The organism is Streptomyces sp. NPDC041713, assembly GCF_055591085.1.
The window spans coordinates 52,002-65,134 of sequence record NZ_JBVIZY010000004.1; the positions used below are offsets into that span (position 1 = coordinate 52,002).

Here is a 13,133-nt window from a genome sequence, read left to right on the forward strand (position 1 = left end):
GGACCATGCGTGTACTGATCGTCGAGGACGAGCCCTATCTGGCGGAAGCGATCCGCGACGGCCTGCGCCTGGAGGCGATCGCGGCCGACCTCGCGGGAGACGGCGACACCGCGCTGGAGCTCCTGGCCGTCAACGCGTACGACATCGCCGTCCTCGACCGCGACATCCCGGGGCCCTCCGGTGACGAGGTCGCCGCACACATCGTCGCCTCCGGCAGCGGCACGCCGATCCTGATGCTCACCGCCGCCGACCGCCTCGACGACAAGGCCTCCGGGTTCGGGCTCGGCGCCGACGACTACCTCACGAAGCCGTTCGAACTCCAGGAGCTGGTCCTCAGGCTCCGGGCGCTCGACCGCAGACGGGCGCACGCCAGGCCTCCCGTGCGGGAGATCGCGGGGCTGCGGCTCGATCCGTTCCGCCGCGAGGTCCACCGGGACGGCCGCTACGTCGCGCTCACCAGGAAACAGTTCGCCGTGCTCGAGGTCCTCGTCGCCGCCGAGGGCGGTGTCGTCAGCGCCGAGGATCTCCTCGAACGGGCGTGGGACGCGAACGCGGATCCGTTCACCAACGCCGTACGCATCACGGTCTCGGCCCTGCGCAAGCGGCTCGGCGAACCCTGGCTCATCGCCACGGTGCCGGGCGTCGGCTACCGCATCGGCCCGAGCCCCGGCGCCGGAGCCGAGGGGCGTCAGGGGCCCGGGGGCCGTACGGGTGGCGACGACCCTGGAGAGCGTGGATCGCGTGGATAGCGTGGACAGACGGCCCGGACTGAGCGTTCGTCTCAAACTCACCCTCAGCTACACCGGATTCCTGATGCTGGCCGGCGCGCTGATGCTCGTCGCGGGGTGGTTGTTCCTCAGCCGTGTGCGGCACGTGGCGATCGTCTACAGACCCGGCTACGCCCTCTCCGTCGCACGCGACTTCGCGCCGATGGCAGGCGTCACGATGGTGTTGCTGCTGATCTTCGGCCTCGGGGGTGGCTGGCTCCTCGCCGGTCGCATGCTCGCCCCGCTGAACCGCATCACGGACGCCACCCGCCTGGCCGCGACCGGCTCACTCACCCATCGCATCCAACTGCCGGGCCGCAAGGACGAGTTCCGCGAACTCGCCGACGCCTTCGACACGATGCTCGCGCGGCTCGAAGCGCACGTCGCCGAGCAGCGGAGATTCGCGGCCAACGCCTCCCACGAGCTGCGCACCCCGCTGGCCGTCTCGAAGTCCCTCATCGACGTAGCCCGCACCGATCCGCACCAGGACACCGGCGAACTCATCGAACGCCTGCAAGTCGTCAACACCCGGGCCATCGACCTCACCGAGGCGCTGCTCCTGCTCAGCCGCGCCCAGCAGAGGTCGTTCACCCGGCAGGACGTCGACCTGTCCCTCGTCGCGGAAGAAGCCACCGAGACGCTCCTCCCGCTCGCGGAGCGGCACGGCATCACCCTCGAAACCGGCGGCGACATCGCCCCCACGACCGGATCGCCGACGCTCCTGCTCCAACTGACCACGAACCTCGTCCAGAACGCGATCGCCCACAACCTCCCCGACGGCGGCGACATCTGGGTCCACACCGGTGTCCGCCCGCACACCGTGGTCCTCACCGTCGAGAACACCGGCGAGCGGCTCACCCCCGAGGACGTCACGACCCTCACCGAACCCTTCCGGCGCGGCACCGAACGCATCCACACCGAACAGGCCGGCGTCGGCCTCGGCCTGGCCATCGTCGACACCATCACGCGGGCACACGACGGAACCCTCACCCTCACCCCACGCCCCACGGGCGGGCTCCGCGTCACCGTGGAGCTCCCGAAGGCGTACGGGGACGGGGGCGGGGGCGGAGACACGGACACGGGCGCCGACCGGTGAGGGGCCGGGCCGGTGCGGGGCATGGAAAACCGGGAAAGCGGACGGCCGCGCCTCCGACATCGTTGTCAGAGGCGCGGCCTGCACGTTCCGTATTTCCACATTCCTACCGCACGCCGCCGCGTGCGCTCGCCCTACCGGGTGTAGACGGCGTCACTGCCGTACAACTCCCTGGTGAACGCGGAGACATCGGCGCTGCGGTCGGTGCCGTCGAGGTTGTACGTCAGGTAGACGCCGTAGCCCTCGTCGACGGTGCGGCGGGCGAGGTCGGCGACCGTGCCCCGGGACGTCCCGCCGATCTCGACGGCCGCCGGCGACAGCTTCGACTTGGGCAGGGAGATGCCGGGGACCTGCCAGGAGCCGTAGTACGGGTTCCAGGCGTAGTCGAACTTGGACGAGACGTCGACGCCGCCGTAGGAGAGGCGGGACGCGGCCGGGCCGATGTTGTAGAGGCTGATGATCTTGCCCGGCATGTTGGCGCGGAGCGCCGACACCAGATGCACGAACGAACTGGCGTTGGGCTGGCCGGTGCCGTTGTTGCCGTACTCGGCGTACTCGTCGTCGAAGTCGATGCCGTCGAGCTTGTACTTGGACACGGTGTCCGACAGCTGCTTCGCGAAGGTCGAAGCGGCCTGCTGCGACGGGAAGTTGGCGAAGCCCGCGCCCTGGTGGTTGCCGAGCACCGAGAGGACGACCTTGATGCCCTTCTGCTGCAGCGGCCGTATCTCCGTGGCGGCGTTGTCGAGCACGCGTTGCACGTTCTCGTTGAAGTGCAGATACGCCGCCTTCTTGCCGGTGTCGTAGTTGATGTTCGCCGCGAAGATCACGGCGACGTCGAAGACCTTGTCGCCCCCGTTGGCGAGCGTGTACTTGCCGACGTTCAGCATGCTGTTGTTGTTCACCTCGACGTACGCCACCGAGGTCGGCCCCTGCTTCGCGGAAGCGGGGGTGGGGGCAGGGGCGGGAGCGGGGGCAGGGGCCGCCGCCGCGCCGGTTGTTGCGGTCGTACCGAAAGCGAGGGCCGCGACGGCCGAGAGCGCGAGCGCGGCGGTCCGCGCTCTGCTCCGTACCAGAGTGAACATCGTTGATCGGTCTCCCATCGCAGGGGTCGGCGCCCGACCTGTTCGAAGCGCCGAGTGAGCCCTCCGAGTTTTGCGCTCACGTGACCGAAACCCGAGGATCTTGAGCGAACTCTTCACGATTCCCACGCACCTCGCGCTATAGCCCGCGCCACGGCAGGGGAGTTGGCGCACCCGGATCCACGCCCCCGGGTCCACGCCCCCGGGCTCTCCAAGGGTCACCCGTGGTGCTGCTCGTCGCGGCGATCCTCCCGCCGCCACAGCCCACGGCGTCGCCGTCGGTAGCGGCGGTCCCAGCGGTGCGCCCGGTCGCGGTCCTCCTGGTAGTCGCGGTACTCGAATTCGTCGCGTCGCCTACGGCTGCCCACTGGCCCACGGCCGTAGTACACGGCGGCGAAGACCAGCGCGGCCGCGGCGGCCCACCACAGAGCGTTGAGGAAGCCGAGACCGAAGAGGGCCATGATGAGGATGACGAACAAGATGGTCACGAAGGGCCTTTCGGAGCGGGACGGGGCGTCGCTGCCGGGGTCTGGGGCCTCACTTCGGAGCGTAATCCTGTCGAGCAGCCGTGGATACACCCCGCCACTGCGGCTGTCGCGCGACCCTGACGGCCGGCTGGCGTCCCGCCGGTGAGGGGGCGACCGCCGTCCCTCCTCCGACCGCGAGTCCGGCCCGGCTCGATGGGCCCCCTCGCGGGCACCCGATCCGGCGCCCGCCTCGCCGTACGCGTACACAGTAGGCGGCGCAGATGTACGCGCTGGTCGCTCTGGTCCCCTTCGTACTGTTCGCCACCGTGCTGGGCCTGTCCTGGTGGGAGGACCGCCTCCTGCCCCCGACCGAACCGGCAGACGCCCTCACGGCCCCGCAGACCTCACTCACCCCGCGCCCGACCACCGGACCCACGCGCTCCGATGGACATTGACATCGGGCGTTCCCGGGCGTTGACTGGCGGCACGGCGCAGGGCCGTGCCCCTCCGGATCGTCCGGCAGCGCACTTCGCCCTCCCGCTTCGCCCGGACCCCGCGGATACCAGGAAACCACTCCGCGCGATCTGGAGTCCCGGCGATGCTCACGTGGATTCTCCTCTCGTCTGCTGATCCCGGTGATCTCCGGTTTCCGCGGCGCCATCCGAGCTCGGATGGGCCGCGACCGCAGTCGAGCCGCCGTCTACACGGCACCGGATTCACCCGATGGACGACCTGAGGACAGCCATGAGTGCTGGAGACAAGTTCAGGAACAAGGCCCAGACCCTCAAGGGCCGCATCACCGAGCGGATCGGCCGCGACACCCGGAACAGGCGGCTGCAGCGCGAGGGCAGGACCGACCGGGTGTCCGGAAACCTCAAGCAGTCCGGCGACAAGGCCAAGGACGCCTTCCGCCGCTGACCCGGCAGGAAGCCACCGGCACGGGGCAGCGGGGCCCCGTGGACCCATCCCATCGGACCCCGTCAGGGCACAACTTCACAGCGGTTAGCCGAGGTTGAGGCACATGAAGCTGAGCAACGCACAGGGCTCGAGCCGGAGAGGGCAGCCATGATCGCCATGGTGATCATCGTTGTGGCCGCGATCGCGGCAAGCGTCTTCCTCTTCGTCGGCCGCTCCCGGGCATCCGGGAGCGGCGAAGGCGGCAGGAGCAGCCTGCAGAAGCGGTTCGGCCCCGAATACCAGCGGTCCGTCGACGGCCACGACGGCGACGTCCGGTCGGCCGAACGGGAAACCGGTGGACTGATCGGCGACGAGCGCTTCGAAGAGGCTGCGGGACTCGACCATGACCTCCTGCATCTCCTCGGTGCTGCTCCGGCACCTGCAATCCCCCGACGACCGCAGCCACGCGCCGTGGGCACAGAGCCGGCGCCACGCGAAGGAAGTGGCACACTTGATGTACGACCGGGAACGCGCACAGCAGCCTGCGAGCGGCAGCCCAAACCTCGCCGAGCAACACGCCCTGCAGGAACCCCTTCACGAGTCGCCCCGCCCGACCGGTGGGCAGGTGCCCGGCACCGACGACTCCGCCCGGGCGGCGGGCCCCGTGCTGCTGGCGCGGGGCGAGCGGGACAAGCTCACCGTGCGGCTCCAGCAGGCCCTCAACACCTTCGTGGAGAGCCCGCGCCAGGCGGTGGAGGAGGCCGACGGCATCTTCGACGAAACCGTCACCCGGCTGACGGAGGCCCTCACGGAGCGGCTCCGCGTACTGCGCACGGGCTGGCAGGGCGCGGGGCAGGGCGCCGAGGTGCAGACCGAGGAACTGCGTCAGGCATTGCAGCAGTACAGGGAGACCGCGAAACGGCTGCTGCACATGTAGGCCTGCCGGTCGGTGAATCGGCCGTCGCACAGGAATCCCAGCCGCCGCGGGGAGCCGGTGTCCCGGTCCGCACGGGGCACGCCCGCGGCGGCTGTGGACCGGAACCGGCCCGACCCGCCGGCCCTCCTTGTGGCGACAACGGGGGCTCGGCACGCCTGCATCCAGAATCACGGAGTCCGCCATGCGAACCGAACCGAACCAGGACCCCTCTCCCGACGACCTGACGTCACCCGGGATTCAACGCATCCCGCCACCGCAGCACGGCATGCGACTCGCCTCGGCCGTGCTGTACGTCTTCGACCTGAGGCAATCGGTGGAGTTCTACCGCGACTTGCTCGGCCTCGAGGTCGCCGTCAGCGCTGCTGACGCCGCGCTTCTGGTCAGCGGTGAGGGGTCACAGCTCTATGTACGGTCAGTGGGCCGGCGCGCGCCGCACGCGACCGGAGGCATCGGTACCCCGTGCCTCATGTGGACCGCCCCGAGCGAGACCGCCCTGCGCCGCTGCGAACGGGTGCTCAAGGTCCGGCACGCCCACATCTCCACGCACGAGGACGCCGGTTTCACCTGGGTGGAAGGCCGCGACCCCAGCGGGATACCGCTGCTGGTGACGTACCCGGGCCCCGAACAGGTGGCGCGCACCCAGATCATCACCCGCGTCTACGCCTGGTGACCGGCGGCCGGAACTCCCGGCCTAGGCCGCCGATTCCACTCCTGCTCACCATCGAGCGGCCTCCCGAGGCCCAAGGCCCCGAAAGGGATGGACATGGTTCTCCCCCGCACCGCTCAGCGAAAGATCGTGGTCGGCGTCGACGGGTCTCCCCCGTCCCGAGCCGCGCTGCGGTGGGCGGTACGACAGGCCCGGCTGACGAACGGGACCGTGGAGGCCGTGATCGCCTGGAGCTATCCGACGGCCCCTGGCTGGCCTCCGCTGCCGCTGCCCGACGACTTCGAGAGCGCCTTCGGCAAGACGCTCGACGAAGTGGTGGAGCAGATCAGCAAGGACGAGCCGGGCGTCGAGATCCGTACGGCGGTGATGGACGGAAACCCGGCCGCGGCCCTGCTCACCGCGTCGCGCGATGCCGACCTGCTCGTGGTGGGCAACCGCGGCCACGGCGGCTTCACCCAGGCGCTGCTCGGGTCGGTGAGCCAGCACTGCGTGCACCTCGCGACCTGCCCGGTGGTCGTCGTCCGCGAGGTCTGACCCTGGTGACGCCCCCGTGGCCATCTACACGGGGCGGCGCGCCGTTCGTCGCCTGCACCGCTCGGCAGGACTACAGGTCCCGGCAGATCCCGCGGGCCTCGTCGAGGTCTCGCCGCACCGTCGCGTCGAAGCGGAACGTCCTCGCGTGGCGATCCTGCGAGCGGCGGATCGCCCGGGCCAGTGGCTTGTAGTGTGCGTCGCCCGCCGCGGCCGACGCGGACAACGCTCCGGCCGCGGCGTATCGGTTGAGGGCGATCTCACCGGCCGGGCCCTTGTCGGTGTACTTCGCCTCGTCGAATCCGTCGAGGGCCCGGCACGCCGCACGGGCGTCTCCGGCGGCACCATCACCGCTCTCCGACGACGCCCTGCCGACGTCCGACGCCCAGGCCGCGCCGACTGCCCCGGCTCCGATCAGGAGACCTGCCGCGAGCCACACGACCACGGTGGTCGTGCGGCCGCGCGGACGCGAGGTGCCGGGCGGGGCGGCGGGGTGGGCCGGGGCGGCGGGTTCCTGCTGTGGCTGCATCCGCACAACATAAGTGCGGGCCGTTCACGGGGCGCCGGTGGGGTCACGGGTTCGGCTCGCGGGTCATGAGTGTGCGGGTCATGAGTGTCAGGGGATCACCGTCCCGGGCCCGTTGTCCCCGCTCAGGTTGTCGCCGAACAGTGCCTTCGCCGCCGGTGCCCCGATGTCCTTCGGGTTCCGCGCCGTCGACTTCGTGGCCGTCAGGCCGCCCGCGGCGCCCCGCAGCAGCCACACCGCGCCGCCGTTCACGACGGAGTCGAGGTTCTCGCCCGGCGCACCCGCGACGAGGTCGGCCTTGGCGTCGCCGGTCGCGTCGAGCAGCCGTACCGACGCGCCGAACACGTCACCGGACTCCGCGACACCCGGCACGCCCGCCGTGTCCTGGTGGAACGCCTGCGCGCCCTTGCCGGTCAGACCGCTCCCGCCGCCCTTCAGCAGGACCACCGCGCCGGCCTTCTTCTTCGTGCCGATCGCCTCGCCGGGGACGCCGACGGCCAAGTCGGGGTAGCCGTCGCCGTTCGCGTCGCCCGCGCTCAGCCGGCCGCCGAACTGGTCGCCCTTCTCGTTCACGCCGGGCACGCCCGTCGTGTTCTGCGTGATCGTCTGCGTACGGGTCTGGCTGGGGCCGGACGCCGAGCCGTAGTAGATCTTGACGGTGCCGAAGTCCTCCTCGGTGCCCTCGGTGTCGCCGCCCGGGAAGATCCGCGTGGCGAGGTCGGCGTAACCGTCCCGGTCGAAGTCGGCGACGGCGGTGCTCGACGCGGAGTTCAGCCGCTGCGGGACCGTGGAGAGACCGGTCCTGGTGCCGAGCCACAGCTTGCCGCCCTCGGCGTGGTTCTCGTAGACGTAGAAGGTCGCGAGATCCTCGATGCCGTCGCCGTTGAAGTCGCCCGCGGCCGTCGAGTTGATGGAGTTGTCGGTGCTGTACACCTGCACCTGCTGTTCGCGCGCGGGGGCGCCGCTCCGGGTGAAGGGGCCGTAGAGCACGTCGTGGTAGTCGTAGTCCTCGCCGTTGCGCAGGAACAGGTCCTGGTGGCCGTCGTCGTCGAAGTCGCCCGCGGTGAGATCGTCGCCGACCTGGGCGTTCGCCGGCGCCGCGACGCGGACGGCGCCCTCGCCGGAGATGCCGGACCTACGGCCCCACAGGACGATCACCGACCCGCTGACGTTGTCGTCGGGCCGGTAGCCGCGGGCGACCGCCGCCAGGTCGGTGAGGCCGTCGCCGTCGAGGTCGCGGGCGACCAGCGCGTAGCCGAAGACCTGGTTGTCGCCCGAGTCGCCGGGCACGCCCGGGGTGTCCTGGGTGATGACCGTGGTGCGGGCCGGGTCGAGGCCCTGGGCCGAGCCGTAGCTGACCGTGATGTAGCCGGCCCACACGTGGCCGCCGACCGTCGCGCCGGGCGCGGCGACGGCGACGTCCTGGTGGCCGTCGCCGTCGAAGTCCTCGCGCACGGTGACGGCGCCGGCCTTCGCGGACGGGCCGGACGTGCCGGCTGCGGCGGACGCGGCGGCCGGTACGCCGAGTGCGCCGATCACGGCGGCGGCCACGGCGGTCGAGAGAGCGGGTCGGCGGATGCCCACGGTTCCTCCTTGGGCGCGAGCGATCGCGAGTGATGTCGAGACGCGTGCGCGCGGGTGACGTTCACCTGCGAGACACGTGGAAGCGGCCGATGGTTGTACACGTGCCGAACGGCCGTCGAAGGGGGAGGACCTGTCGGCCCGCGCACTCTCGGGACCTTCTACCGGCAAGGACGGGACCTGCGGTGACAAAAGGGGCGATATGCCCGTGTTGTGCTTGTGGAAGAGGCGCTCAGCGACGCGCGCTTCCCCACCCCCGTTTCATATCTCGTCCTCATCTCCCCGTCCTCATGGAAGGTCCGCTCGGATGTCCTCCTCACGCACCCGGCGCACGGCCGGCGCCCTCACGGCTCTCGTCGCCGCCGGAGCCGCTCTCGCCGTCGCCTCGGCCGCCCCGGCCTCCGCCGCTCCCGCCGCCCCGAAGCCGCCCGCCCCCTCCTCCGGATACGACGGCCACTACGGCGATGCCTGGATCGGCGGGCACTGGAACCAGGACTACTACCAGTACCCCCGGCCCAAGGCCGGCGCTGACCTCAAGGTCACCGCGACGGGCCCGCAGCACATCGACCACAACCAGGAGCGCGTCTGGCAGGTCGTGGTCACCAACATCGGCAAGAGCACGGCGAACAAGGTCAACTTGTCCACCACGCTCCCCAACGGCATCACGCACGTCGCCGACCGGGTCAGCCAGGGCTCTGCCACGTACACCCTCGGCGGCTCCCTGATCGCCGATCTGGGCGACCTCAAGCCCGGCGCGACCGTCCGCCTGGACATCGCGGGCAAGGGCCCCTCCTACGGCGGCGGCACGGTCCACCTGCGCAGCGAGGCGGGCACCACCAGCCGCGAGACCAACACCGGCAACAACACCGCCTCGGTCGCCACGCGCATCAGCTGACCCGCCCCGAGCGGCCGGCCGTCAGGACGTCAGGGAGTCGACGTCACGGAGTCAGGGAGTCAGCCGCCTCAGCCCACCAGGTCCGGCGCGCGCAGCATCTCCCGCGGAATCCCCCACGCGTTGACGAGTTCGGCCGCGATGGGCCGGATCTTGGCGCAGAGGTCGTTCACCTCGCGGCGGATCGCCTTGGAACGCTGCACGGTCAGCCGGCCGTGCTCCATGAACCAGGCGCGGTCCGCCTCGATGGTGGACAGGGCGAACAGGTCGCACAGCAACCCGAGGGCGACCTTGTGGTCACCGTCGGGCAGCCCCTGCACCTTCTCCACGAAGGCCTCCAGGACCAGCCGTTCGACGTGCGCGTGGGCCACCGCGATGACGTGGTCCTGCACCTGCGAGAAGACGACGCCGGGGTGGCCCTTCTGGTCCATCCCGCGCTTGAGCCGCCGCGCCGCGCCGGCCAGCATGTGCTCCTCGCGGAAGCGGAGCATGGCGAGGTGGTACTCCGAGTCGAGGAGGCCCGCCTCCTGGTCCCACTCGTCGCCGCCGGGCAGCAAATCCCGTACCCGTTCGAGCAGTTTGTGGGCCGAGGACTTCTCGATGACCGTCTCGACGGCGAGGTTCGTGACGTGGCGGACCATGCCGAGCTGGTCCATGCTCTCGAACTCGCTCGCGTAGTGCGTGAGCAGGCCCTTGGCCACCAGTTGCAGCAGCACGTGATTGTCGCCCTCGAACGTCGCGAAGACGTCGCTGTCGGCCTTCAGCGCGGCGAACCGGTTGACGGCGAGATAGCCGGCGCCGCCGCACGCCTCGCGGCACTCCTGGATCGTCCGCGTCGCGTGCCAGGTGCCGAGCGCCTTGATGCCGGCGGCCCGCGCCTCCAGCTCGCGCCGTGCCTGCTCGTCGTCCGCGATCCCCGAGAAGACCTCGTGCAGCTGAGTGCGCGTGACGTCCTGCGCGAAGTGCAGCGCGTAGGTGCGGGCGATGAGCGGGAGCAGCCTGCGCCGGTGCATGCCGTAGTCGAGGAGCACCTGCTCGTCGGCGTCCGAGGCCGCTTCGAACTGCCGTCGCCGGAGCGCGTACTTGGTGGCGACCGCCAGGGCGACCTTGGCGGCGTTGACGGCGCCGCCCGCGACGCTGACCCGGCCCTGCACGAGGGTGCCGAGCATGGTGAAGAAGCGGCGGTTCGGGTTGTCGATCGGGCTCCGGTAGACGCCCTCCGCGGTGACGTCGGCGAACCGGTTGAGCAGTGCCTCGCGCGGCACGCGCACGCCGTCGAACCAGATCCGGCCGTTGTCCACGCCGTTGAGACCCATCTTGCGGCCGTCGTCCTCGATGCGTACGCCGGGGGCCGGCTGCCCGCCGACGCGGATCGGTACGACGAAGGCGTGCACCCCCTGACGCTCCCCGCCCACCTCCAGCTGGGCGAAGACGACTGCCAGCTCGGCGTGCCGGGCCGCGTTGCCGATGTAGTCCTTGCGCGCCTGGTCGTCGCCGGTGGTGATGACGAACTCCTGGGTCCCGGCGTCGTACCGGGCCACTGTGCCGAGCGCCTGGACGTTGGAGCCGTGTCCGGTCTCGGTCATCGCGAAGCAGCCCATCAGCTTCCCGGTGACCACGTCCGGCAGATAGGTCTCGTGGTGGTGCTCGGTGCCGAGCTGCAGGATCGCGCCGCCGAAGAGCCCGAACTGCACGCCGACCTTCACCAGGACCGACAGATCGCCGAAGGCGAGCGTCTCGAACGCGGCGATCGACGCGCCGACGTCGCCGCCACCGCCGTACTCCTTGGGGAACCCCATGCCGGTCTGGCCGGTGGCCGCCATCTCGACGACGATCTCGCGCACGCGTTCGCGGAACGCGTCGAAGCCGAGCTCCTCCGCCTCCTCCAGGACGTCGGCGTACGCCACCAGGTTGGTGCGGACGAGGCGGCGCACCTCGGCGTACTCGCCGTCGAGCAGCTCGGCGAGGGCCTGGGTGTCGATGACGGGCTGCACGTAGCCGCTCGGGGAGTCGGCGTTGTCGGCGTTGTCGGTGACCATGTCGGACGGCTACCCGGTCGCGGGAAGATCAAAGCGGGGCTTGCCCGTACGGACGCGTACGACCGCATAGGACGCGTACGGACGTGTACGGACTGTACGGGCGCCCGCGAGGTCAGGCCTGTCGCAGCACCGCGCGGCCCGCGAAGCGTGCCGCGTCGCCCAACTCCTCCTCGATCCGGATCAGTTGGTTGTACTTCGCGGTGCGGTCGGAGCGGGAGAGCGAACCGGTCTTGATCTGACCGCAGCCGGTCGCCACCGCCAGGTCCGCGATCGTGGTGTCCTCCGTCTCGCCCGAGCGGTGCGACATGACGGCCGTCCAGCCCGCCTCGTGGGCCGTGGTGACGGCGGCGAGCGCCTCGGTCAGCGTCCCGATCTGGTTGACCTTGACCAGGACCGAGTTGCCGACGCCGGTGCGGATGCCCTCGCGGAGCAGCGTCTCGTTGGTGCAGAAGACGTCGTCGCCGGTGAGCTGGCAGCGGTCGCCGACGCGGGCGGTCAGCTCGCGCCAGCCGTCCAGGTCGTTCTCCGCCATCGGGTCCTCGATGGAGACGACCGGATAGGCGTCGATGAGCTTGACCAGGTAGTCGGCCTGCTCGGAGGGCGTGCGGCGCACCCCCTCCCCCGCGTACTCGTACACGCCGTCGCGGAAGAACTCCGAGGACGCCGGGTCCATGACGAGGCCGATGTCGGCGCCGGGGCGGTAGCCGGTGCGCTCGATGGCGGACACCACGAAGTCGAGGGCCTCCTCGGCGGTGCGCAGCGCGGGCGCGAAGCCGCCCTCGTCGCCGACGCCCGTGGAGTGCCCGGCGCTCAGCAGATCCCGGCGCAGGGTGTGGAAGACCTCGCTGCCCATGCGGACGGCTTCGGCGAAGGTGTCGGCGCCCACGGGCGCGATCATGAACTCCTGGAAGTCCAGCGGATTGTCGGCGTGGGCACCGCCGTTGACGATGTTCATCATCGGCAGCGGCAGGAGGTGGGCGTCGGCGCCGCCGAGGTGGCGGTAGAGGGGCCGGCGGTGGGCCGCCGCGGTGGCCTTGGCGGCGGCGAGGGAGACGCCGAGGATCGCGTTGGCGCCGAGCCGGGACTTCGTGGGGGTGCCGTCGAGCTCGATCAGTACGGCGTCGAGACCCGCCTGGTCCGCCGCGTCCCGTCCGCGTACGGACGCCGCGATCTCCTCGTTGACGTGGGCCACCGCGCGGTCGACGCCCTTGCCGTGCCAGCGCGCGGGGTCCCCGTCGCGCAGCTCCACGGCTTCCCGGGCGCCGGTGGAGGCCCCGGAGGGGACGGCGGCGCGCCCCAGGGACCCGTCGGCGAGGACGACGTCGACCTCGACCGTGGGGTTGCCGCGGCTGTCGATGACGCGGCGGGCGCGGACGGTCTCGATGGCGGTGTCGGTGGTGGTGGCGGTGTCGACGGATCCGGCTCGTTCGGCGGACAGGGGTGAGACGGGTGACATGGGAGGTCCTTCCCGTTGTCGCGGTGCCGGGCCCCGGCTGCGACGACGCTGGCGCTGGGCCCTTCGATCACGAACCCTACAGCAATGCTGTTCAGTTTTGCTGCACAGCATTGCTGGCCATCGGCGGAACGGGCCGCGACAGGGGCAGCCCAGGTCGGCCGGGCAGGGCAGCCGTACAGGGAAGCCGCGCAGGTCAGCCGC

At 71.0% G+C, this 13,133-nt stretch carries 14 protein-coding genes; 7 read left to right on the forward strand and 7 right to left on the reverse strand.

The features are described 5' to 3' along the window. Positions 1–5 precede the first annotated feature (5 nt). Positions 6–749, forward strand: coding sequence for a response regulator transcription factor (locus ACZ6CV_RS13530; protein ID WP_469250954.1), 744 nt, complete (start codon positions 6–8; stop codon positions 747–749). A gap of 1 nt (position 750) precedes the next feature. Continuing rightward, positions 751–1,863 (forward strand): sensor histidine kinase, encoded by a 1,113-nt coding sequence (locus ACZ6CV_RS13535; RefSeq protein ID WP_469251452.1) that lies wholly within the window; start codon positions 751–753, stop codon positions 1,861–1,863. Positions 1,864–1,994: 131 nt separating this feature from the next. Here ACZ6CV_RS13535 and ACZ6CV_RS13540 read toward each other — a convergent pair whose 3' ends face one another. Next, entirely contained in the window at positions 1,995–2,942 is a 948-nt protein-coding gene (locus ACZ6CV_RS13540) for an endo-beta-N-acetylglucosaminidase H (protein ID WP_469250955.1), read from the reverse strand. A gap of 215 nt (positions 2,943–3,157) precedes the next feature. After that, complete coding sequence (locus ACZ6CV_RS13545; protein ID WP_469250956.1) at positions 3,158–3,427, reverse strand: hypothetical protein; 270 nt, start codon at positions 3,425–3,427, stop codon at positions 3,158–3,160. A gap of 723 nt (positions 3,428–4,150) precedes the next feature. Between ACZ6CV_RS13545 and ACZ6CV_RS13550 the strand changes: the two genes are divergently transcribed. After that, positions 4,151–4,324 carry a CsbD family protein gene (locus tag ACZ6CV_RS13550; protein WP_469250957.1) on the forward strand — a complete coding sequence of 58 codons (174 nt, stop codon included), beginning with the start codon at positions 4,151–4,153 and terminating at the stop codon, positions 4,322–4,324. Between the two features lie 84 nt (positions 4,325–4,408). Here the strand turns inward: ACZ6CV_RS13550 and ACZ6CV_RS13555 are convergent, their stop codons facing one another. Beyond that, entirely contained in the window at positions 4,409–4,708 is a 300-nt protein-coding gene (locus ACZ6CV_RS13555) for a hypothetical protein (protein ID WP_469250958.1), read from the reverse strand. Between ACZ6CV_RS13555 and ACZ6CV_RS13560 the strand changes: the two genes are divergently transcribed. The 3 genes from ACZ6CV_RS13560 (at position 4,707) to ACZ6CV_RS13570 (ending at position 6,441) form a co-directional block, all read left to right on the forward strand. Next, positions 4,707–5,240: a hypothetical protein gene (locus ACZ6CV_RS13560; RefSeq protein ID WP_469250959.1), complete on the forward strand. Its 534-nt coding sequence runs from the start codon at positions 4,707–4,709 to the stop codon at positions 5,238–5,240. The two genes, ACZ6CV_RS13555 and ACZ6CV_RS13560, sit on opposite strands and share 2 nt — an antisense overlap. Positions 5,241–5,421: 181 nt before the next feature. Further along, positions 5,422–5,910: a VOC family protein gene (locus ACZ6CV_RS13565; RefSeq protein WP_469250960.1), complete on the forward strand. Its 489-nt coding sequence runs from the start codon at positions 5,422–5,424 to the stop codon at positions 5,908–5,910. A 93-nt stretch (positions 5,911–6,003) separates the two neighbouring features. Then, positions 6,004–6,441, forward strand: coding sequence for a universal stress protein (locus tag ACZ6CV_RS13570; protein ID WP_469250961.1), 438 nt, complete (start codon positions 6,004–6,006; stop codon positions 6,439–6,441). A gap of 70 nt (positions 6,442–6,511) precedes the next feature. Here the strand turns inward: ACZ6CV_RS13570 and ACZ6CV_RS13575 are convergent, their stop codons facing one another. Together ACZ6CV_RS13575 and ACZ6CV_RS13580 are read right to left on the reverse strand one after the other, a co-directional pair. After that, positions 6,512–6,967, reverse strand: a complete 456-nt coding sequence (locus ACZ6CV_RS13575) for a hypothetical protein (RefSeq protein WP_469250962.1) — start codon at positions 6,965–6,967, stop codon at positions 6,512–6,514. A gap of 87 nt (positions 6,968–7,054) precedes the next feature. Beyond that, positions 7,055–8,548: an FG-GAP and VCBS repeat-containing protein gene (locus ACZ6CV_RS13580; RefSeq protein WP_469250963.1), complete on the reverse strand. Its 1,494-nt coding sequence runs from the start codon at positions 8,546–8,548 to the stop codon at positions 7,055–7,057. Between the two features lie 304 nt (positions 8,549–8,852). Between ACZ6CV_RS13580 and ACZ6CV_RS13585 the strand changes: the two genes are divergently transcribed. Further along, positions 8,853–9,440: a hypothetical protein gene (locus tag ACZ6CV_RS13585; RefSeq protein ID WP_469250964.1), complete on the forward strand. Its 588-nt coding sequence runs from the start codon at positions 8,853–8,855 to the stop codon at positions 9,438–9,440. 68 nt (positions 9,441–9,508) lie between these two features. Here ACZ6CV_RS13585 and ACZ6CV_RS13590 read toward each other — a convergent pair whose 3' ends face one another. Together ACZ6CV_RS13590 and eno are read right to left on the reverse strand one after the other, a co-directional pair. Then, positions 9,509–11,476: an acyl-CoA dehydrogenase family protein gene (locus ACZ6CV_RS13590; RefSeq protein ID WP_469250965.1), complete on the reverse strand. Its 1,968-nt coding sequence runs from the start codon at positions 11,474–11,476 to the stop codon at positions 9,509–9,511. A gap of 112 nt (positions 11,477–11,588) precedes the next feature. Continuing rightward, complete coding sequence (eno, locus tag ACZ6CV_RS13595; protein WP_469250966.1) at positions 11,589–12,932, reverse strand: phosphopyruvate hydratase; 1,344 nt, start codon at positions 12,930–12,932, stop codon at positions 11,589–11,591. Positions 12,933–13,133: the final 201 nt, after the last annotated feature.